The sequence below is a fragment of the Sinorhizobium sp. NFACC03 genome, from assembly GCF_900103435.1.
In the GTDB taxonomy this organism is placed as follows: Bacteria; Pseudomonadota; Alphaproteobacteria; order Rhizobiales; family Rhizobiaceae; genus Ensifer.
Window position 1 is genome coordinate 55,775 of sequence record NZ_FMXF01000005.1, and the last position, 19,074, is coordinate 74,848.

Annotated in this window: 22 protein-coding genes; 13 read left to right on the forward strand and 9 right to left on the reverse strand. The window is 63.0% G+C overall.

Translation table 11 applies throughout. The features are described 5' to 3' along the window. Positions 1-105: 105 nt before the first annotated feature. Together BLU35_RS09975 and BLU35_RS09980 are read right to left on the reverse strand one after the other, a co-directional pair. On the reverse strand, positions 106-639 hold the full coding sequence (locus BLU35_RS09975) for a hypothetical protein (protein ID WP_210334465.1): 534 nt from the start codon (positions 637-639) through the stop codon (positions 106-108). A 68-nt stretch (positions 640-707) separates the two neighbouring features. Then, complete coding sequence (locus BLU35_RS09980; RefSeq protein WP_057248816.1) at positions 708-1,100, reverse strand: acyl-CoA thioesterase; 393 nt, start codon at positions 1,098-1,100, stop codon at positions 708-710. Positions 1,101-1,375: 275 nt separating this feature from the next. Here BLU35_RS09980 and BLU35_RS09985 point away from each other — a divergent pair, with 275 nt between their 5' ends. The 8 genes from BLU35_RS09985 (at position 1,376) to BLU35_RS10020 (ending at position 9,227) form a co-directional block, all read left to right on the forward strand. Next, a complete protein-coding gene (locus BLU35_RS09985; protein WP_093232976.1) occupies positions 1,376-3,190 on the forward strand; it encodes a methyl-accepting chemotaxis protein in 1,815 nt (604 codons plus the stop codon). 268 nt (positions 3,191-3,458) lie between these two features. Continuing rightward, complete coding sequence (locus BLU35_RS09990) at positions 3,459-4,010, forward strand: Kazal-type serine protease inhibitor family protein (RefSeq protein WP_057248818.1); 552 nt, start codon at positions 3,459-3,461, stop codon at positions 4,008-4,010. Between the two features lie 320 nt (positions 4,011-4,330). Then, on the forward strand, positions 4,331-5,587 hold the full coding sequence (locus BLU35_RS09995) for an extensin-like domain-containing protein (protein ID WP_058328862.1): 1,257 nt from the start codon (positions 4,331-4,333) through the stop codon (positions 5,585-5,587). Between the two features lie 634 nt (positions 5,588-6,221). Beyond that, positions 6,222-6,554, forward strand: coding sequence for an ArsR/SmtB family transcription factor (locus BLU35_RS10000; RefSeq protein ID WP_057248820.1), 333 nt, complete (start codon positions 6,222-6,224; stop codon positions 6,552-6,554). Further along, positions 6,551-6,958, forward strand: coding sequence for a YeeE/YedE family protein (locus BLU35_RS10005; RefSeq protein WP_058328861.1), 408 nt, complete (start codon positions 6,551-6,553; stop codon positions 6,956-6,958). The genes BLU35_RS10000 and BLU35_RS10005 overlap by 4 nt, the downstream gene beginning before the upstream one ends. Then, complete coding sequence (locus tag BLU35_RS10010) at positions 6,955-7,437, forward strand: YeeE/YedE family protein (protein ID WP_093232977.1); 483 nt, start codon at positions 6,955-6,957, stop codon at positions 7,435-7,437. The genes BLU35_RS10005 and BLU35_RS10010 overlap by 4 nt, the downstream gene beginning before the upstream one ends. 105 nt (positions 7,438-7,542) lie before the next feature. Beyond that, on the forward strand, positions 7,543-8,469 hold the full coding sequence (locus tag BLU35_RS10015) for an ABC transporter ATP-binding protein (protein WP_057248823.1): 927 nt from the start codon (positions 7,543-7,545) through the stop codon (positions 8,467-8,469). After that, positions 8,466-9,227: an ABC transporter permease gene (locus BLU35_RS10020; RefSeq protein ID WP_057248824.1), complete on the forward strand. Its 762-nt coding sequence runs from the start codon at positions 8,466-8,468 to the stop codon at positions 9,225-9,227. The genes BLU35_RS10015 and BLU35_RS10020 overlap by 4 nt, the downstream gene beginning before the upstream one ends. A gap of 38 nt (positions 9,228-9,265) precedes the next feature. Here BLU35_RS10020 and BLU35_RS10025 read toward each other — a convergent pair whose 3' ends face one another. From BLU35_RS10025 to BLU35_RS10035, 3 genes are read right to left on the reverse strand one after another with little or no spacing between them, the layout of a single operon-like run. Further along, a complete protein-coding gene (locus tag BLU35_RS10025; protein WP_093232978.1) occupies positions 9,266-9,967 on the reverse strand; it encodes a retropepsin-like aspartic protease family protein in 702 nt (233 codons plus the stop codon). Beyond that, positions 9,964-10,185, reverse strand: coding sequence for a DUF1289 domain-containing protein (locus BLU35_RS10030; protein WP_093232979.1), 222 nt, complete (start codon positions 10,183-10,185; stop codon positions 9,964-9,966). Before BLU35_RS10030 ends, BLU35_RS10025 begins: the two co-directional genes overlap by 4 nt. 36 nt (positions 10,186-10,221) lie before the next feature. Continuing rightward, a complete protein-coding gene (locus tag BLU35_RS10035) occupies positions 10,222-11,010 on the reverse strand; it encodes an adenosylcobinamide-GDP ribazoletransferase (protein ID WP_058324050.1) in 789 nt (262 codons plus the stop codon). Between the two features lie 213 nt (positions 11,011-11,223). On the opposite strand from BLU35_RS10035, the gene cobT reads away from it, so the two are divergent. Both cobT and BLU35_RS10045 read left to right on the forward strand, forming a co-directional pair. Beyond that, positions 11,224-12,240, forward strand: coding sequence for a nicotinate-nucleotide--dimethylbenzimidazole phosphoribosyltransferase (gene cobT, locus BLU35_RS10040; RefSeq protein WP_093232980.1), 1,017 nt, complete (start codon positions 11,224-11,226; stop codon positions 12,238-12,240). Positions 12,241-12,571: 331 nt separating this feature from the next. Next, positions 12,572-12,985 (forward strand): diacylglycerol kinase, encoded by a 414-nt coding sequence (locus BLU35_RS10045; protein ID WP_058324051.1) that lies wholly within the window; start codon positions 12,572-12,574, stop codon positions 12,983-12,985. 4 nt (positions 12,986-12,989) lie between these two features. Here the strand turns inward: BLU35_RS10045 and BLU35_RS10050 are convergent, their stop codons facing one another. Further along, the gene (locus BLU35_RS10050) at positions 12,990-13,535 is read right to left on the reverse strand and encodes a GNAT family N-acetyltransferase (RefSeq protein WP_093232981.1); all 546 of its coding nucleotides are present in this window, start codon (positions 13,533-13,535) and stop codon (positions 12,990-12,992) included. Positions 13,536-13,538: 3 nt separating this feature from the next. Next, positions 13,539-15,074, reverse strand: a complete 1,536-nt coding sequence (locus BLU35_RS10055; RefSeq protein ID WP_058324053.1) for a sensor histidine kinase — start codon at positions 15,072-15,074, stop codon at positions 13,539-13,541. Between the two features lie 227 nt (positions 15,075-15,301). Between BLU35_RS10055 and BLU35_RS10060 the strand changes: the two genes are divergently transcribed. The 3 genes from BLU35_RS10060 to BLU35_RS10070 all read left to right on the forward strand — a co-directional run bounded on the left by BLU35_RS10060 (position 15,302) and on the right by BLU35_RS10070 (position 17,161). After that, positions 15,302-15,976 (forward strand): thermonuclease family protein, encoded by a 675-nt coding sequence (locus BLU35_RS10060; RefSeq protein WP_286161491.1) that lies wholly within the window; start codon positions 15,302-15,304, stop codon positions 15,974-15,976. Next, on the forward strand, positions 15,969-16,607 hold the full coding sequence (locus BLU35_RS10065) for a uracil-DNA glycosylase family protein (RefSeq protein WP_093232983.1): 639 nt from the start codon (positions 15,969-15,971) through the stop codon (positions 16,605-16,607). The genes BLU35_RS10060 and BLU35_RS10065 overlap by 8 nt, the downstream gene beginning before the upstream one ends. A gap of 65 nt (positions 16,608-16,672) precedes the next feature. Beyond that, positions 16,673-17,161: an Lrp/AsnC family transcriptional regulator gene (locus BLU35_RS10070; RefSeq protein WP_057248834.1), complete on the forward strand. Its 489-nt coding sequence runs from the start codon at positions 16,673-16,675 to the stop codon at positions 17,159-17,161. 19 nt (positions 17,162-17,180) lie between these two features. Here the strand turns inward: BLU35_RS10070 and BLU35_RS10075 are convergent, their stop codons facing one another. Together BLU35_RS10075 and BLU35_RS10080 are read right to left on the reverse strand one after the other, a co-directional pair. Further along, on the reverse strand, positions 17,181-17,882 hold the full coding sequence (locus BLU35_RS10075; protein ID WP_058324056.1) for a DNA alkylation repair protein: 702 nt from the start codon (positions 17,880-17,882) through the stop codon (positions 17,181-17,183). Next, positions 17,879-18,748 (reverse strand): NAD(P)-dependent oxidoreductase, encoded by an 870-nt coding sequence (locus BLU35_RS10080; RefSeq protein WP_093232984.1) that lies wholly within the window; start codon positions 18,746-18,748, stop codon positions 17,879-17,881. The genes BLU35_RS10075 and BLU35_RS10080 overlap by 4 nt, the downstream gene beginning before the upstream one ends. Positions 18,749-19,074 lie beyond the last annotated feature (326 nt).

A 19,074-nucleotide genomic window follows, 5' to 3' on the forward strand; every position in this document is an offset into this window, starting at 1 on the left:
GAGATTCAAATATGTCTAACGGATAAAGCATCGCCTCGCCTCGGGATCAAGGGGCGAGGTGCACCCCCAGGCGGAAAACCTCCGCAGACGATCCGATCGACGGTCTCAATCCAGGAGGTCGAAGGCCCGATACATCCAGAGAAGCTGATAGGCGACAGCAGCGACAACGAAGGCGGCATGGAAGCGCCGATTCGCCGTCCAGGCGGCGGCGATACAGAAGAGGATATAGGCGGTGTTGCGGGCGGGGTATTCGAGACCGTAGGAGGCAAAATACTGCTTGCCCTTCAGCGCGGTGTCGACGAGGTCGACGGCAAAGGCAAGCGCGAGGAAACCGAAGAACCAGGCACGGCGCGACATGAAATAGTGTTCGTAGTCGCTATAGTCCTCGAGCGTCGTCGGGAACAGCATCACGCAGAGGAAGAAGAAGACGCAGCAATAGAGGATGACGAACAGGTAGACGCTGACGTCGATCACGGCGAGCGAATGCAGGTGGAACTCCCACCACCAGAAATGCACGAGGAACACGAACATGAACAGGACCCAGCCGAGGTGGATCCAATAGACGCGCGTCTTGCCGGGGTGCTGCACGAAGAGCGCCAGTCCGCTGAGTAGTCTCGCCAGGCTCAGGCTGACGACCATGCCCATGACGGTGCGGATATGCGGGAAGATTTCCGGGTTGGTCGGAACCTGATCCACGGCGGCCGCTCCTATTCCTCCGCCGGCACCGGCTTGGGCTTGCCGTTTTCGTCGAGCGCGACCATGACGAAGATCGCATCCGTCACTTTTTCCATGCGATGCGAAGAGAGATAGCGCTGGGCCCAGGCCTCGACCTTGAGCGTCATCGAGGTGCGGCCGACCTTGACGACATCGGTATAGATGCAGAGCGTGTCGCCGATCTTGACCGGAAGCGCGAAGGCCATCTCCTTGACTGCCGCGGTGACCACACGGCCGCGGGCGCGCTCGGCCGCACGGATACCGCAGGAAAGGTCCATCTGTGCCATCACCCAGCCGCCGAAGATATCGCCGGCCGCATTGGCGTCGCCGGGCATGGCGAGCGTGCGCAAGGTCAGCTCGCCGGTCGGTTTGGTCTGTTCGGTCATGCGGCCTGTCTCCCTGTTGGATGAAAGATGTAACCCGACCGCGCTTGCCGAGGGAAGGCCCGCCGCCGCACAAATGCGAGCAGCATCGCGCCGTGCTGTCGCGTTAGACTTTCGAAGGGGTGCTTGAGAAATGTGAAATTTAGGGATCGGTTGTTAGGGGCTTTGCAAAGACCTTTCCCTATCCTGCAGGCTCTTGGAGTGCGGCCGGCCATGCCGGCGGCGGCCAGGTTGCGAAGGGGCGGCGCCGAGAGCGCCGAAGGGGCAGGGGATTGGCAATGAAGAAATTCAGGATCTCGGCGCGTCTCTACGCGCTGGTGGCATTTGCGCTTTTGACCATGGCAGCAGCGCTGACATTCGGTCTGTTTCAGGCGCAGGACAAACTCGTCGGCGAGCGCAAGGCGATGCTCGCGGCAATGGACGAGAACGCGATCGCGGTGTTCGACGCCTATCACAAGCAGGAGGTGGCCGGCACGCTTTCGCGTGAGGAGGCGCAGAAACGCGCTCTCGAGGCGATCAAGGCGATGCGCTACCAGGGCAACGGCTATTTCTGGATCAACGACATGCATCCGACCATGGTGATGCATCCGATCAAGCCCGAGCTCGACGGCAAGGACCTCACCGAAAACAAGGATCCGAACGGCAAGCACCTCTTCGTCGAGTTCGTCAAGACCGTCGAAAAGAGTGGCCAGGGCTTCGTCGATTACTATTGGCCGAAACCGGGCGCTGACGCGCCGGTGCTGAAATATTCGCACGTTGCCGGCTTCAAGCCCTGGGGCTGGGTGGTCGGTACCGGCGTCTATGCCGACGACCTGGCGGCGATGTTCCGCGAACGCGCCTGGCAGGTCGCCGGCATCCTCGCCGCCGCCGCACTCGCCATTCTGATGGCGGCGCTTGCGATCGTGCGCAGCGTCGTCAAGCCGGTCGAGAAGCTGAAGGCGTCGATGCGGGCGATCGCCGATGAGGACCTTTCGTCTGAGGTGCCGGAGACGGACCGCGGCGACGAGATCGGCCAGATGGCCAAGGTGCTGGTGGTGCTGCGCGATTCCCTTCGCGAACGGCTGGAACTGCGTTCACGCGAGGCCGAGCAGCAGGAGCGGCTGAGTTCCGAGCGCCGCGGCAACGAGCAGCGCCAGCGGGCAACGGCGGAAGCGCAGGCGGATGCGATGGAGACCGTCGGTGCCGCGCTCGAGCTCTTGGCAAGCGGCGACCTGACCGCCGAGATCGGCCATATCGCGCCGGAATACGGCAAGCTGAGAGAGGACTTCAACACGGCCGTTGCCGCGCTTCGCGATGTCATCGGCTCCATCTCGCACTCTACCGAGATCGTCACCGCCAGCGCCGGCGACATTTCGGAAGCGGCGAACAATCTCTCGCGCCGGACGGAGCAGCAGGCAGCGGCCCTCGAAGAGACGGCGGCAGCACTTGACGAGATCACCTCGACGGTCCGCCACGCTTCCGAGCGGGCGAACGAGGCGCGCGACATGGTCAACGAGACCAAGGCGAGCGCTGCCAAGTCCGGCGGCATCGTGCGCAATGCCATCGACGCCATGGGGCGGATCGAAGGCTCGTCCGGCCGGATCGGCCAGATCATCGGGGTGATCGACGAGATCGCCTTCCAGACGAACCTGCTGGCGCTCAACGCCGGCGTCGAGGCAGCGCGCGCCGGCGAGGCCGGCCGTGGCTTTGCCGTCGTCGCGCAGGAGGTGCGTGAACTGGCGCAGCGCTCGGCGGGTGCCGCCAAGGAAATCAAGGAACTGATCGGCGCGTCGGTGCGCGAGGTCGGTGCCGGTGTCCAACTGGTCCGGTCGACCGGCGAAGCGCTGACGGAGATCGAGACGCTGGTCAATCGGGTCAACGAACAGGTGGCCTCCATCGCGACCGCCGCGCGCGAGCAGGCGACCGGCTTGCAGGAGGTCAATGTCGCCGTCAACAGCATGGACCAGATGACCCAGCAGAACGCCGCGATGGTCGAGGAAACGACTGCCGCAAGCCAGACGCTGGCTGCCGAGAGCCGGGAACTGAAGTCGCTGCTGACGAAGTTCCGGCTGCAGTCCTCGGCATCGCACTCGGCTTACGGCCGCGCCGCCTGATCGCTATAGTCTGGAATCGCACAAGGCCCGCGTGGCGATACCACGCGGGCCTTGTGCGCTGACAAGAAGAAATGTCGCGCGGCTGCAATCGAGCTCCACATCGTTCCGTGATCCGGGCAGTGCCCCCGCAACCTGCGTCCGTGATTGCCGTGCAAAGCAGGCCGCACAGTCTTGACCTTACGATAGCTGCGGATAGATACGCGAGATGCGGGAGGTGTTCGACGGGGCGTCGCTCCGGTTGCTGACCGCCGCTTTAGAGGGGACATCCATGGCACTTCTCAAACTGCTTCTGACGCGCCCGATCGCCGTGCTGATGCTGGCGCTCGGCTTCCTCTCGGCCTGTACGGTGGTCGTCGACGAGCCTCGTCCGGGGCCGAGGCCGACCCGCCCGCCGGTCTGCACGATGGAATATGCGCCCGTGTGCGGCGAGCGTGGCAATCGCATGCGCACCTTCCCTAATTCCTGCCAGGCAAGGGCCGACGGTTTCAATGTGATCCACCGTGGCGAATGCCGTCCGGACTATCGCCCGCCGGATCGCGAACCGCAGGCCTGCACCATGGAGTACAATCCGGTGTGCGGCCAGCGCGGACGGCGCACGCAGACCTTCTCGAACGCCTGCCAGGCGCGCTCGGAGGGCTTCCAGGTGATCGGCCGCGGCGAATGCCGTCGCGACGATGACCGTCCCTCCGAAGGCCAGTTCTGCACCCGCGAATTCGCGCCGGTCTGCGGCCAGCGCGGCGGCCGCGTGCAAACCTTCTCGAACGCCTGCGAGGCTGGCGGTGCTGGCTTCCGAGTCGTGCATCGCGGCGAGTGCCGCTGATATCCAGCGGATCCGTAGCTGAAAACTTGAAGCCCGCGTCTGACGAAGACGCGGGCTTCTTGCTATCGGCGGTCAGTCGGAACGGCAAGCATCCGCACCCTTGATCGCGGGTATCGGACGCAAGGCTTCGTTTACCGTATTTGAATAAAATGCCCCCGAAATCAGGTCTTTCGACAGCTGTGCCCGGTTTGCGACACAGGCGAAAGGCAGCAATTCGAAGTGCTGCAGCGATCCTTGCGTGCCTCTGGGTACGCCGTTGCGGGGGCGGTGGGGTGATGAGTGGTGGTCTGCTGACCGCCCGAAGGAAGGCGCAGTCCGGTATGGCGTATGTTACTCGTCTCCATCGCCCGCTGACGGCACTCGTTCTGACACTATCGCTTGTCGCCTGTTCGACCGACGACGCGCTTTCGCCGCCGGGCCGCATCGATGGCGGCTCCCGGGTCGGTTCGATCGGGCCCGTGCCGGTCGACGCGGTGCCGCAAGACGAGGTGGCGGCCTATCCCGCTGCAACATCGGCTTCGACGGGCAACGGCAATCCGGACTATGTTGCACCGGCGCAGGCGGCGCCTCAACAAACGCGGCGCTCGCTGCCGATGATCGATAGCGACGAGGCGGTCTCCTCCGGTGCGCAGCCGGCGAATGCGGGTTCCACGGCCATTCCCGATGAAGGCGTCAACATGGATGCCATGCTCGGCGTCGAGCAGCCGGTCGTCGGCCTGGCGCAAGAGCAGAGCAACGAGATCGCCGAGGGCAATGCCAGCCAGCCGGTCGTCGACGGCATCGGCGAAGACAATGTGCGCCAGCTCGGCGGGGCGTCCGGGGCTGCGCCTGCGGACGAGGCGAACCTTGGCTACGATCCGGACCTGCCGCCGCTTTCTCCCGAGAAGGCTGCAGCCGAAGATGCGCAGCGTGCACGCGCCATGGAAGAGCGACGCGCCATTCAGCGGACCCAGGAGCCGGAGCAGGTCGCCTTCCTGCCGCGCGTGCGCAATCCGATGTCGGCGCCCGACTACACCGGCGAAATGCCGGCTTCCGAGATTGCCTGCCGCCAGCGCCTGAAGAAACTCGGCGTGGTGTTCCGTGATATTCCGCGCATCAGCAACGGGCCGTCCTGCGGCATCGACTACCCGATCGAGCTCAGCGGTCTCTCCGGCGGTATTGGCGTGAAGCCGGCGGTCAAGCTCAATTGCGAGGTGACGGAAGCCTTCGCCAAGTGGGTGAAGTACGAACTCGCGCCGTCGTCCCGCTACCGCTACTGGTCGGGCGTCAAGACGATCAAGCCGCTCGGCGGTTATTCCTGCCGCACGATGAATTCCCGCCGCGGCAATCCGATGTCCGAACATGCGCACGGCAACGCCATCGATGTCGGCAAGTTTGTCTTGAAGAACGGCAAGGAAATCGATGTCCGCAAGAAGGGCTTCTTCGCGTTCCGCGAACGCGGCCTCCTGAAGGCTGTGCGCTCCGATAGCTGCAAATATTTCAACACCGTGCTCGGGCCGGGCAGCGACCCGTTCCACAAGGACCATTTCCACTTCGATCTGAGAACCCGCAAGACCGGCTACCGTCACTGCGACTGACGTGGCGTGCGGGACCTTCCTGCTGGCGGCTGCGAAAATGGCATGCGGCAAAAAAAGAGGCCGGCGGGGAGGCCGGCCCAACAAGCGGAGCAAAAGGGGGAGGCTCCGGCGTGCAAATCACGAGCGCGAATCAAAAGGGCGATATCGCGCCGCGCGAGCAAATTGCTCGAAGACCATCACCGTTTCGTGACGAGGGAACGGGATTGGCGACGATTCATTCGCAGATCTTTCGCCGGATAACGGATGATGCCTGCATTTGCGCCGGCGTTTACCCTCCGCCGAAATGCAGTTTCGGGCGTTCGGGCCGGGGGCCGAAGTGTCGTCGCAGGCTCGTATTTGAGATCACTATACCAGAAGTTTTACCGCTGCCTGAGATAGTCCGGGCGGTTGCCCCAAATATGGCGTTTTCATCCCTGTTGCGGTCTCGTTGTAACGATCTGAATTTTCTATATGATTTGACAGTCAACGGACAGGCCAGGGGGACTAGGGTTGATCGCGCTGTCTTGTTTCGTCTGGTTTATTAATAAGTAATACGATAATATATTACTTCGTATAACAATCACGGATAGTAGTCGGCAAACCGCAGCAAGCATTGGGGCTCCACTCACTCCTAGGGCAACGACAGGAGGAAGTTATGGGAACTGTTATGCAATTTCCGGGGGTGCGCACGGATATGGCCGTGCACGCTGCCGAAGTTTCGAAAATACTGAGAACTCTCGCCAATCGAAATCGTCTGTTGATCGTGAGTGCTTTGCTGGAGGGTGAGCACTCGGTGGCGGCACTCGAAGAGAGCCTGAGCATTCGCCAGCCGACCCTCTCGCAGCAATTGACGGTGTTGCGTGATGCCGGCATTGTCTCGACCCGTCGGCAGGCCAAGCAAGTGTTCTATCGGCTTAGTCACGACAAGGTGGCGCGTCTGGTTGGCGCGCTCTATCAGATCTTCTGTCGGGATGGTTCCAAAACATGAATGAATACGAGAATGCGCTGGCGGGTGGGCTGTTGATTGGCCTTTCGGCAGCGATCCTGATGGTGGCCAATGGCCGGGTGGCCGGGATCAGCGGTATCGTCGGACGTCTGCTGCAGGGCGCGCAGGTTCCTACCGGCATGTTGTTTGTTTTGGGACTGATGGCGGGGCCGCTGCTTTTTCGCCTCGTCGTCGGCGCCTGGCCGGTGGTGACGGTCACAACCTCTTGGCCGCTTCTGGTGGCTGGCGGGCTGCTGGTCGGCTTCGGGTCCCGCATGGGCTCCGGCTGCACCAGCGGCCACGGCGTCGTCGGTCTTGCAAGGCTGTCGCGACGTTCGATTGCGGCGGTTGCGACCTTCATGACCGCGGCGATCGTCACGGTCTTTGTCATGGGCTTGCTTGCATGAACGGAGCCTTCTTTCGCCTCGCGGCGACGCTCGTCTCCGGCCTCGTGTTCGGTTTTGGTCTTTCGCTGTCCGGCATGCTCGATCCGGCACGCGTGCGGGCGTTTCTGGATATCACCGGCAACTGGAACCCGAGCCTTGCCTTCGTGCTCGGCGGCGCCGTCTTTGTTTCCGCGCTCGGTGTCCTGCTGACGCGCCGGCTCAAGCATCCTTTGTTCGACGAAACCTTCCATTTGCCGGACAATCAGGTTATCGACAGGCGACTGATTGTCGGCGCGGCAATCTTCGGCATCGGCTGGGGGCTGGTGGGGCTTTGCCCGGGCCCGGCGCTCGCTTCGCTGTCGCTCGGTTTGCCGTCGACGTTCCTTTTCGTCGCGGCGATGGTTGCGGGCATGCTCATCCATGACCGGCTGGTGGCGCGCAAACCTTCGCAAATGGGCGGCGGCGCGGGGACGGCAGCTCGCCTGTCGCAGCCGCATTGACAAAGCGTCACCTTGTTTTTTCCATCCGGTAGGCTGCAAATCGCAATCAATTGTCCCATATAGGCGAAACCTGCCGACTTTGCCCCCCGCATCCGGATCTGCTTCATGGCGCCTATCGTTTCCGTTTCCAATCTGTCGAAGACCTATGCCTCCGGCTTTCAGGCGCTGAAGGGCGTCAGCCTGGATATCGAGGAAGGCGAGATCCTGGCGCTGCTCGGGCCGAACGGCGCCGGCAAGACGACGCTGATCTCGATCATCTGCGGCATCGTCAATCCGAGCGGCGGAACGGTGACGGTTGGCGGCAATGACGTGGTGCGCGAGTTTCGCGAGACGCGCGCGATGATCGGGCTCGTACCCCAGGAACTGACGACCGACGCCTTCGAAACCGTGTGGAACACGGTCTCCTTCTCCCGCGGCCTGCACGGCAAGAAGCCGAACCCCGCCCATATCGAGAAGGTGCTGAAGGACCTGTCGCTCTGGGACAAGAAGGACAACATGCTGCGCGAACTCTCCGGCGGCATGAAACGGCGCGTGCTGATCGCCAAGGCGCTGTCGCACGAACCGAGGGTCCTCTTCCTCGACGAACCGACAGCCGGCGTCGACGTCAATCTGCGCAAGAGCATGTGGGAGGTCGTCGAGCGGCTGCGCGCTTCCGGCGTCACCATCATCCTGACGACGCATTACATTGAAGAAGCGGAAGAAATCGCCGACCGCATCGGCGTCATCAACGGCGGCAAGATCCTGCTGGTCGAAGACAAGGCGGCACTGATGTCGAAGCTCGGGCGCAAGCAGTTGCGGGTCGATCTCGCCAATCCACTGGATGGCGTTCCCGAAACGCTGTCGAGCTACAATCTGACGCTCGAGGGCGATGGGCACTGTCTGATCTACGATTACGACACGAGCGCTGAACGCACCGGCATTACCACTCTGCTGGCGGCCCTCGCCGAAGCCGGTATCCGGCTCAAGGACATTTCCACGCGGCAGAGCTCGCTGGAAGACATCTTCGTCGAAATCGTGGGGGCAGGGCGATGAATATCGAAGCGATCAAGTCGATCTATTTCTTCGAGATGGCCCGTACCCGGCGCACCCTGCTGCAGAGCGTGGTGTCGCCAGTCATCTCCACTTCTCTCTATTTCATCGTCTTCGGCGCCGCGATCGGCGGACGCATCCAGGAGATCGACGGCGTTTCCTACGGCGCGTTCATCACGCCCGGCCTGATGATGCTGACGCTCTTGACGCAATGCATCGGCAACGGCTCCTTCGGCATCTATTTCCCGAAATTCACCGGCACGATCTACGAGGTTCTGTCCTCGCCGGTGTCGATGGTCGAGATCGTGCTCGGCTATGTCGGCGCGGCGGCGACCAAGGGGCTGATGATCGGGACGATCATCCTTTTGACGGCTTCGCTGTTCGTCGACCTGACGATCGCGCATCCGTTCGTGATGGTGTTCTTCTTCGTGTTGACGGCCATTTCCTTCAGCCTGTTCGGCTTCATTATCGGCATCTGGGCCAAGGACTTCGAGCAGCTGAACCTGATCCCGATGCTGGTGATCCCGCCGCTCGTCTTCCTCGGCGGCAGCTTCTATTCGGTGAAGATGCTGCCACCCTTCTGGCAGGCGGTCAGTCACTTCAATCCGGTGCTCTATCTGATCAGCGGTTTCCGCTGGAGCTTCTTCGAGGTTTCCGACGTCAACCCGATCTTCAGCGCCGTGATCATCCTCGCCTTCCTGACGGCCTGCATGTCGATCCTCGCCTGGATCTTCCGCACCGGCTACCGGCTCAGAAACTGACGGCAGGCGCCGCTGCGGTTTGTTCTGACGCCTGTGGCTCAGTCGCGCAGGCGCAGCTCGTCGGTGCGCATCTGCAGCATCTCCAGCGTCGACAGGAAACTCATGCCGAGCAGGCTCTGGTCGAGCCGCCCCTTGGCGGCCACGGTCGCGCCGATGTTGCGCCGGGTGATCGGGCCGACGGAGATTTCCTGGAGCATGACGGGTGCCGCCTGCGCCCGGCCGTTCGCCGTCATGACGGTGACGATGTAGCTGAGGTTTTCCGGATCAAGGCCGATCCGCTCGGCATCCTCGTAGGTCAGCGCGATGCTGCTGGCGCCGGTATCGACCAGCATGTTGATGTCCTTGCCGTTGACCGTCGCGCTGGTTTCGAAATGACCGTTCAGCATCTTGTGCAGCACCACTTCCTGCCGGCCTTCGCTGTCGGTGATCACGGTCGCGCGGCCGGGAACGAGGCCGGCGAGCAGGCGATTGCCGAAGCCCTGCAGTTCGAAGCGGTAGACATAGGCCGAGACGAGGGCGAGCGTGATGAGGAGCCAGATGGCGACCTGGCGCAGCCCTTCGCCGAAACGGCGGCGGCTTTGCAGGACCCCGGCGCCGATCAGCGTGGCGATCGCACCCAACGAGACCAGCCGGCCGAAATCGTCGTTGGCAAGGCCCATGGTGCGGCCGGCATCGTGGTTGACGATCAGCAGGATGAGCCCAATGGCCAGGATCGAGAGCAGGGTGGCGAGACGGGTCATGCTTCTCCGCGTTCCCTCGCCATGCGGCTGCGGCGCGTTTCGCGCCGAGGCTTGCGTTCGACCGTCTCTAGCCGGTCGGGCAGCGTGGTCATGATCGCCCGCCGTTCGGCGTCGGTGTAGAGCGTCCAGCGGCCTATCTCGTCACGCGTGCGGCCGCAGCCGAAACAATAGCCGGTCTTGTCATCGATGGAACAGACGAGAATGCAGGGAGATTCCATGGCGTTGCCCAGTTTTTCCCGGAATATATCGATCTTTCAAACCGTCAGCGCAAGGGCGCCGAGCACTGCGATTTCCGTGAGCTGCTGCGTGGCACCGATCGTGTCACCCGTATGTCCCCCGATCTTGGCGGCTGCGAGCCGGCCGAAGCCTTTGACAGTGGCAAGGAAGGCGAGGAGTGTTGCGATCAGGCCGAAGGCCGGTACCTTGGCGAAATAGAAGAGCAGCATTGCGGCGAGAAGACCAAAGCCGAGGGCGAAGCGGCCAGCTCCCGGCTCCGGTACGCCGGCGGAAGCTGCAACACCGCCACTGCGTGCCGGCGGCAGGCTGGACCAGTGCCAGACCATGGCGGCGCGGCTGAGCGCTGCAGCACCAAGGATCACCATGCCGGCGCCAAGCGGCGTGAACAGCGGCAGGATGGAGGCGAGCGCCGAGACGCGCAGGCCAAAGGAGAGAATGAGCGCGACGGCGCCATAGGTACCGATGCGGCTGTCCTTCATGATCGCGAGCGCCGCGTCGCGGTCGCGTCCCCCGCCGAAGCCGTCGGCCGTGTCGCCGAGTCCGTCCTCGTGCAGTGCGCCGGTCAGCAGCGCCTGGATGGCGACGACGACGAAGGCGGCAAAAAGCGAACTCACATGCAGCGCGATCATCGCGCTGGCAGCGGCTGCGGAGGGCAGGACGATCACGATGCCGGCGAGCGGGAAGGCGCGCACGGCCCGGTCCAGCCGTCCGTCATATCCGACGAAGTGGCGTCCCGGCATGGGAATGCGGCTCAGGAAGCCGATCGAGCGCGCCACGTCGTCACAGAAATCGCCCAGAAAGCCCATGGCTCCTCCAAAGATCCGGCCCTCAGCCGCAATCGCAGATGTCACCGCCGCCCGCAAGTGAGAGCAGGGTGAGCATGCAAAACGCCGTGCGTCGAATCGTCCGTCCCGTGACGGATCATGCTCCGGCGACGCCGATTGGCGCAAATGCCGTTGCCCGAATATTCGACGCCCTCTATGAGGAGCGTAGATTCACGATATGCAAGGATTCCCAGCATGAGTGCCAGCGGTCTGCCGTTTGATGATTTCCGCGAATTGTTGCGTAACCTGCCGGGGCCGGATGCGGCAGCGCTGGTCGCGGCGCGCGAGCGGGACGCACAGCTGACAAAGCCGCCGGGCGCGCTCGGACGTCTTGAAGAAATCGCCTTCTGGCTCGCCGCCTGGACCGGCAAGGCGCCGGCCGTTAACCGGCCGCTGGTGGCGATCTTCGCCGGCAACCACGGCGTCACCCGTCAGGGTGTTACCCCGTTCCCGTCGTCCGTGACGGCCCAGATGGTCGAGAATTTCGCCGCCGGTGGTGCTGCGATCAACCAGATCTGCGTCAGCCACGACCTCGGCCTCAAGGTCTTCGACCTGGCACTTGAATATCCGACCGGCGACATCACCGAGGAAGCGGCACTTTCGGAGCGGGATTGTGCTGCCACCATGGCTTTCGGCATGGAGGCGATCGCCGGCGGCCCGGATCTGCTGTGCATCGGCGAGATGGGCATCGGCAACACCACCATTGCGGCGGCGATCAATCTCGGCCTCTATGGTGGTACGGCCGAGGAATGGGTCGGTCCGGGTACCGGTTCCGAAGGCGAGGTACTGAAGCGCAAGATCGCCGCTGTCGAGAAGGCAGTGGCGCTGCATCGCGATCACCTTTCCGACCCGCTCGAGCTGATGCGCCGCCTCGGGGGCCGTGAGATCGCGGCGATGGCGGGCGCGATCCTCGCGGCCCGCGTGCAGAAGGTGCCCGTCATCATCGATGGCTACGTGGCGACTGCGGCAGCGGCAATCCTGAAGGCGGCCAATCCGTCAGCCCTCGACCATTGCCTGATCGGCCACGTCTCGGGCGAACCGGGCCATATCCGCGCGATCGAGAAGCTCGGCAAGACGCCGCTGCTGGCGCTCGGCATGCGGCTCGGCGAGGGCACGGGTGCGGCCCTTGCCGCCGGCATCGTCAAGGCGGCGGCGGCCTGCCACAGCGGCATGGCGACCTTCGCGCAGGCTGGCGTCAGCAACAAGGAATAATCAAGATACGGCCGGCTTTCACGGCAAAGCCGGCCGATTGCTGTCCAAAGCCTGTCGCGGGCGCTATTCCCGCGTGTGGCGGGCCTTGATGGCCGCGTGCTTCTCGCCTATCCAAAGCGCACATGCAGCCCTAACTATTGTCTGACAGCGCCGCGCGTCTCGTCAGACGCGCAAAGGTCGCTGCAGCACTTTGAAGTGCCGCATGTTTTCATCCTTAAGTCGGATGGAATCTAAGGAAACATGCAGCAGACGCCTGCAACCGGCAAACGCCTTGCATTCGCCTCATTCACGATGTCGAAGCAAGCGCAGTTTCAAGCCTTGTCGAGAAGAAATGGACGCCAAGAACACCACGCACCGCATCGGACAGACGAGTCCCGTCGAGAAGCAGACCGGCATTCGGCATCTCTTCGCTGCCGCCAGCTATTCGCTGGGCGGCGCGAAACGGCTGATCAGCGAAGCTGCTTTCCGCCATGAACTGATCGCCTTCGGCATCGCCATGGTTGCCTTCGCCATCGTCGGCGCGACCTTCTTCCAGTTTGTGGCGATGGCGATCCTGTTCCTGCTGATGATGGCCTTTGAGGCGATCAACACGGCAATCGAGGAGATCGTCGATCGCGTTTCGCCGGAAATCTCGGAAATGGGCAAGAACGCCAAGGACCTCGGCTCCTTCGCCTGCCTCTGCCTGATCATCGCCAACGGCGTCTATGCCGGCTACGTCGTGATCTTCGACGGCTTCATGAACTGATCCGCTACCGCCGATCGTTCGGCGTGATCCGATAGAGCACGTGCGGGCGCAGCGGATTACCCTCCGGCATCGTCACGTCATCGAAATCCTCCGCCGGATCCGAGCGCATGCCGAGCTTTTCCATAAGCGCGCGGGATGGTTCGTTGATGCGCGAGGTATAGCCGATGACCTCGGCAAGCCCGAGTGCCGACCATGCGTGGTGCAGGCAGGCGCTTGCCGCTTCGAGCGCATATCCTTGGCGCCAGTAGGGGTGGGCGAGGATCCAACCGATTTCGACATGCGGGCCACCGGGAATTTCGTTTCCGGCATGCGAAAGGCCAAGACCACCGATGAGCGCTCCGTCCGCCGTGCGCTCGACGGCCACAAAGCCGAAACCGTGCCTGCGCAGGTGCCGGTCGCAGTCGGCAACCATCGCCGTCGTTTCCTCCAGCGTCAGCACGTCGGGAAAGTAGTAGCGGCGCACGTCCGGATCGGCATTGGCGACCGCAAACGGCGCGACGTCGCGCTGCTCCCAGGGCCGAAGCCTCAAGCGTTGCGTTTCGATGAACATGGATCAGGCGAAACTCTTGCGACGGCGGATCGGGGCTGCCACGTCCTCAACCGCCGGCAGGCTTTCGAGCACGCGGCGGGCCGGCAGGATGGCGATCGCCTCGGTGCCTTCCCGAAGCTTGGAGCGCAGGATGAATTCGCCATTGTGCTTGGCGAGAATGGCCTGGACGATGGGCAGGCCGAGGCCGGTGCCCTGCTCGGCGCTCTTGATGGCGATCGAGCCCTGACCGAAGGCCGACAGAACGATCGGGATTTCCTCTTCCGGGATGCCCGGACCGTTGTCCTTGATCGAGAGATATTGTCCGCCGCCGGCCGTCCAGCCGACCTTGAAGGTGACTTCGCCGCCCGAATTGGTGAATTTCACGGCGTTGGACAGCAGATTGAGGATGACCTGCCGCATTGCCTTCTCGTCGACCCAGACCGAGGGCATGCCAAGTTCGAACTGCGAGTGGATGGTAATGTTCTTGGCGCGCGCCCTCAGTTGCACCATGCCGACGCAGTCCTCGGCGATCTCGACGAGGCTGACCGCATCCTCGTTCAGGTCGTAGCGGCCTGCTTCGATGCGCGACAGGTCGAGGATCTCGTTGATCAGGTTCAGCAGATGCTCGCCGGAACGGTGGATATCGTTGGTGTATTCCTTGTAGGTCGGGTTGCTGAGCGGACCCAGAACCTCCGTCGACATGACCTCGGAGAAGCCAAGAATGGCGTTCAGCGGCGTGCGCAATTCATGCGACATGGAGGCCAGGAAGCGCGACTTGGCGAGGTTCGCTTCCTCCGCCCGGCGCCGCGCCTCGTCCGACATCGACTTTGCCACTTCGAGCTCGGCGATCAGGTCATCCTTCTCCGATTGAACCGAGAGGATGTGGACATTGGCGCGGTTCATGCGATCGGTCATGAACACGAGGAAGAGCAGCGCCAGCGAGATGATGCCCGTGAGGCCGATATAGATCGGATTGCCCGTCGTCAGCGAGACGAAGGCCAGTGCGGCGACCACGGGCGTGAAGGTGCAGAGCAGGGCATTGCGCAGCAGGAACGTGCCCATGGCAGTGGCCGCAAGCGCGAAAAGCAGGGCAGTGCCCTCGAAGAAACCGAAGCGGACATCGCCGCACGACGCGCAATCCTGCGCAACGAAGGCGGCCCAGCAAAGACCAATCAACACCTGGCCGAGCAGGAAGCGCCGGCGCCAGACCGGGACCTTTTCGGCAACGATGTCCTTCTTGCACGCCTTCCTCGCTAGCACCAGCGTCACCGCATGCGCCGAAAGGGTCATGACGGCCCAGACGATGATGCTGAGATTGCCGGAGAGATAGACCCCGACGGCGGCAATCAGGGCGACGAGCACCGGTATGGCGATGGCGCCGTGCAGGGCCGAATCGATGTAAAGATTGAGCATTTCGCGCTCGAAGCCCGAAGGCACGGACGAGCCCGTTTGCAGCCGCTCTCGCGTCGCGCGAACCGTCCTCGAAACGGCCTTGTTTCGATGGTTTCGCGACTTGTCGACAATGATCTTATCTGTCGAGGTGCTGGCAGCGATACTCATGCTCTTATGCGAAGGTTATGGTTTCGTTGCAGTCTAGTGAGCAATCCTTAAGAAGTTGCTGCCGTGTGTGAAGGATTCGACAACCATTATGGCGCGGTGGTGTCCATGGGCCAAAAGTTGAGAGCCGGCACATGAGGTTCCGCCTCTAAGTTTTTGGAATCGTCGATGTTTGTGATGCGGTCCCGGTTCGATCAGGGAGCGCGCGTAGCGATAAAGGTGCAGGAAACGTGAAATCGGGCTGGGCGAGATACCGCTTCACCGGCGGGCGAGGCGGAGGGTCTTCGGGGCGATCGCGATCGGCCGGCCGTGGCGGCATGCTCGGCGGATGGATCATTCTTCTGCTGCTTTCGATCGTCGCCTATTACGCCGACAAGCTGCCCGTGGGGGAGCGTGCCACAACCGGGGAGGCGCGTGGAGCGGCGTCCGCGAGCGACGGCGACAGTCTTCGCCTTGACGGCAAGCGCATTCGCATCGAGGGGATCGATGCGCCGGAACTCGACCAGAGCTGCGAGCGCGACGGCGAGACCTGGGATTGCGGCCGCCAGGCGCGCGAACGCCTGAGGGCGCTGATTTCCGCCGGCGATGTCCGCTGTCGTTTTCACGGACGCGATCGGTACGGCCGCGACCTCGGCACATGCGAAGCGGGCGGGCGGGACATTGGCCGTGAGATGGTGCTCTCCGGGTATGCGGTCAGCTATGGGCACTATCAAGCGGAAGAGGCACGGGCAGAGAAAGAGCGGCGCGGCATCTGGGTCGGCACGTTCACGACCCCGCAGGAATGGCGCCACACGAATGGCCATCCGGACGAGGGGCCGCATTTGGTCGATGGTTGGCTCGAGACCATCAGGCGCTGGCTGCTGGAGCGGCTGACCGCCTTGTTTGCGGGTATCGGCAATGCCTGAGAACGATGTCCCGGACCTGGAGCGGCTGAGAGCAGAAATTGCCGCCTGCCGCATCTGCCGCGACAGTCCGCTGCGTGGCGACGACGACCGCCTGCCGCATGAGCCGCGACCGGTGGCGGTGATCTCGACCACGGCACGCATCCTGATCGCAGGACAGGCGCCCGGGCTTCGTGTGCATGGCAGCGGGTTGCCGTTCAACGATGCATCCGGCGATCGGCTCCGCCAATGGCTGGGGGTGGACCGCGAGAGCTTCTACGATCCGGCGAAATTCGCGATCGTGCCGATGGGCTTCTGCTTTCCCGGTTATGACGCCCATGGCAGCGACCTGCCGCCGCGTCGGGAATGCGCGCCGCTCTGGCGGCAGCGGGTGATGGATCAGATGCCGCAGGTCGAGCTGGTGCTGGCGATCGGGCATTATGCGCAGCGCTGGCACATCAGTCCGGAATGCCCGAAATCGATGACGGAGACGGTAAAGGACTGGCGGCGCTACGCGATGCGCAATGCGGATCCCGCCATTCTGCCGCTGCCGCATCCGAGCTGGCGCAACACCGGCTGGCTGAAGCGCAATCCCTGGTTCGAGGCCGATGTTCTGCCGTTCCTGCGGGAGCGGGTTCTTATGCTCACAACCTGAAACAATTTTCTTTATCTTCACCAATTTCGCGCTATAGAGGGAAAAATAATTCGAGAGGGACTTTCATGGACCGCCTAGACCGCAAAATCCTGCGCCTGTTGCAGGAGGATTCCACGCTGGCCGTTGCCGACCTTGCCAAGAAGGTGGGACTTTCGACCACGCCGTGCTGGCGGCGCATCCAGAAGATGGAAGAGGACGGCGTCATCCGCCGCCGTGTCGCCCTTCTCGATCCGGTGAAGATCAACACCAAGGTCACGGTGTTCGTGTCGATCCGCACAAACTCGCACTCGATGGAATGGCTTCGCCGCTTCTCCGAAGTGGTGTCCGAGTTTCCCGAGGTGGTCGAATTCTACCGCATGAGCGGCGACGTCGACTATCTTCTGCGCGTGGTCGTGCCTGACATTGCCGCCTACGACGCATTCTACAAGCGCATGATTGCCAAGATCGAGATCCGTGACGTCTCTTCTGCCTTCGCCATGGAGCAGATCAAGTACACGACCGAGCTTCCGCTCGATTACATGATGATCGACCAGGCGAAATCCGCCGAGGATTGAGGCGCCTGCGCTAGCGGGCTCAGCTTTGATCGAGACCAAGCCGCGCGAGCACCTTGTCGCTCTTAAGTTCGCGAACCGCGTCCTTGCCCGTCCAGCGGGCGGCGCGGTTTGCGCTTTCGGCCAGGCGCTCTGCGAGCGCCAGTGCAGGACCATGGCAGGCGGAATTGCGCTTGCCGATCTGTCGGAGCGCCCAGTTGACCGCCTTCTTCACGAAGTTCCGCTCGTCGGTTGCGTGCCGCTCGATCAGCGGCAACCAGTTCAGGAGCGTCGCGTCCGGTTCCTTCTTCAGGTGGACCGCAGCGGTCGCAATCATCGCGAAGGCGATGCGCCGGACGAATTCACGTTCGTCGGCCGCGAATTCCGGGATCAGTTCGCGCTCGAAGCGGGCGGCGATGAAAAGGTCGGCAACGGTGTCGACCACTTCCCACGAATTGCAATCGTCGCCCCAGCGGCGCGCCTCTTCCAGCGTCAGTTCTTTCGGGTCGGCGGTAAACGCGGCCAGGATGCGCGCCTCGCGGATGCCGGACTGCCAAAGCTTCAGCGCGCGGCGGTGATCCACCTTCACCTGCCGCGTCACCTTGTGCAGCTCGACATTGGAGAGCCCGAGGGCGGCTTCGGTGACGATGCCGAAGCGCGCCATGCCGGCGAGATTGTCTTCAGAGCCGAGCGACCGCAGGTGAGCGATGATCTCGTCTGCGGTCGAGGACGGGCCGAGGCTCATTTTTCGAGGCGGGCGAGCAACGAGGACGTATCCCAGCGGTTGCCGCCCATTTCCTGGACATCGCCGTAGAACTGGTCGATGAGAGCGGTCACCGGCAGCTTGGCACCGTTGCGGCGGGCCTCCGCCAGCACGATGTCGAGATCCTTGCGCATCCAGTCGACCGCAAAGCCGAAGTCGTACTTACCGGCGTTCATCGTCTTGTGGCGGTTTTCCATCTGCCAGGAGCCGGCAGCACCCTTGGAGATGACGTCCACAACCTTCTCGATGTCGAGCCCGGCCTTCTTGCCGAAGTGGATGCCTTCGGCCAGTCCCTGGACGAGGCCGGCGATGCAGATCTGGTTGATCATCTTGGTGATCTGGCCGGCGCCGGCCGGGCCCATCAGGCCAACCATGCGGGCAAAGGCTTCGATGACCGGCTTGGCGCGATAGAAAGCCGGTTCATCGCCGCCGCACATGACGGTCAGTACGCCGTTTTCGGCGCCGGCCTGGCCGCCGGAGACCGGCGCATCGATGAAGTGAGCGGTGCGCGCCTTCGCTGCCGCATAGAGTTCGCGGGCGACTTCGGCCGAAGCGGTGGTGTTGTCGATGAAGACGGCGTCGGCCTTCAGCGTTTCGAAGGCGCCGTCCTTGCCGGTCGTTACCGAGCGCAGGTCGTCGTCATTGCCGACGCAAGAGAAGACGAACTCGGCGCCATCGGCGGCTTCGGCCGGTGTCCGCGCTGCGCGGCCGCCGAACTCGGCCGCCCATTTCTCGGCCTTGGCGAAGGTACGGTTGTAGACCGTCAGCTCGTGTCCGCCGCGGACCTTGAGGTGGCCGGCCATGGGATAGCCCATGACGCCGAGACCGATGAATGCGACCTTTGCCATTTTCCGAATACTCCCATTGCTTTCGCTTTGGTGTAGCCGATGGAACGGGAGCGGAAAAGAGTGCTGTTATGTGGCACAGGCCAGCAATGGTGACGAGGGTGGCGTTGGCAGTTGCGTACCGCGAGCAGTCACCAGGTGCCTCAACTGCCGAGAAAACCCGCCCGCCGTACATTCTGGTACACATCTGCGCTCGCCAAACACACGCCGTATACATGGAGCCGCTCTAATCCAGCGACGTTGGCTCCGAAGTTGAAGTCCAACGCGCCCTTCCAGGCACAGTTCGCTCAATTGCTAGGTCGTTCAAGCGCCGACTTCCAATCTGGAAA

Bases quoted from the DNA above. Each gene is read 5' to 3' on its own strand.
- BLU35_RS10045 (WP_058324051.1), top strand. From the start codon at position 12,572: ATGGACGCCAAGAACACCACGCACCGCATCGGACAGACGAGTCCCGTC.
- BLU35_RS10010 (WP_093232977.1), top strand. From the start codon at position 6,955: ATGAACGGAGCCTTCTTTCGCCTCGCGGCGACGCTCGTCTCCGGCCTC.
- BLU35_RS10000 (WP_057248820.1), top strand. From the start codon at position 6,222: ATGGGAACTGTTATGCAATTTCCGGGGGTGCGCACGGATATGGCCGTG.
- BLU35_RS09990 (WP_057248818.1), top strand. From the start codon at position 3,459: ATGGCACTTCTCAAACTGCTTCTGACGCGCCCGATCGCCGTGCTGATG.
- BLU35_RS10075 (WP_058324056.1), bottom strand. From the start codon at position 17,882: ATGAGCCTCGGCCCGTCCTCGACCGCAGACGAGATCATCGCTCACCTG.
- BLU35_RS10025 (WP_093232978.1), bottom strand. From the start codon at position 9,967: ATGACCCGTCTCGCCACCCTGCTCTCGATCCTGGCCATTGGGCTCATC.
- BLU35_RS10015 (WP_057248823.1), top strand. From the start codon at position 7,543: ATGGCGCCTATCGTTTCCGTTTCCAATCTGTCGAAGACCTATGCCTCC.
- BLU35_RS10055 (WP_058324053.1), bottom strand. From the start codon at position 15,074: ATGAGTATCGCTGCCAGCACCTCGACAGATAAGATCATTGTCGACAAG.
- BLU35_RS09975 (WP_210334465.1), bottom strand. From the start codon at position 639: ATGGTCGTCAGCCTGAGCCTGGCGAGACTACTCAGCGGACTGGCGCTC.
- BLU35_RS09985 (WP_093232976.1), top strand. From the start codon at position 1,376: ATGAAGAAATTCAGGATCTCGGCGCGTCTCTACGCGCTGGTGGCATTT.
- cobT (WP_093232980.1), top strand. From the start codon at position 11,224: ATGAGTGCCAGCGGTCTGCCGTTTGATGATTTCCGCGAATTGTTGCGT.
- BLU35_RS10065 (WP_093232983.1), top strand. From the start codon at position 15,969: ATGCCTGAGAACGATGTCCCGGACCTGGAGCGGCTGAGAGCAGAAATT.
- BLU35_RS10050 (WP_093232981.1), bottom strand. From the start codon at position 13,535: ATGTTCATCGAAACGCAACGCTTGAGGCTTCGGCCCTGGGAGCAGCGC.
- BLU35_RS10030 (WP_093232979.1), bottom strand. From the start codon at position 10,185: ATGGAATCTCCCTGCATTCTCGTCTGTTCCATCGATGACAAGACCGGC.
- BLU35_RS09995 (WP_058328862.1), top strand. From the start codon at position 4,331: ATGGCGTATGTTACTCGTCTCCATCGCCCGCTGACGGCACTCGTTCTG.
- BLU35_RS09980 (WP_057248816.1), bottom strand. From the start codon at position 1,100: ATGACCGAACAGACCAAACCGACCGGCGAGCTGACCTTGCGCACGCTC.
- BLU35_RS10005 (WP_058328861.1), top strand. From the start codon at position 6,551: ATGAATGAATACGAGAATGCGCTGGCGGGTGGGCTGTTGATTGGCCTT.
- BLU35_RS10070 (WP_057248834.1), top strand. From the start codon at position 16,673: ATGGACCGCCTAGACCGCAAAATCCTGCGCCTGTTGCAGGAGGATTCC.
- BLU35_RS10035 (WP_058324050.1), bottom strand. From the start codon at position 11,010: ATGGGCTTTCTGGGCGATTTCTGTGACGACGTGGCGCGCTCGATCGGC.
- BLU35_RS10080 (WP_093232984.1), bottom strand. From the start codon at position 18,748: ATGGCAAAGGTCGCATTCATCGGTCTCGGCGTCATGGGCTATCCCATG.
- BLU35_RS10020 (WP_057248824.1), top strand. From the start codon at position 8,466: ATGAATATCGAAGCGATCAAGTCGATCTATTTCTTCGAGATGGCCCGT.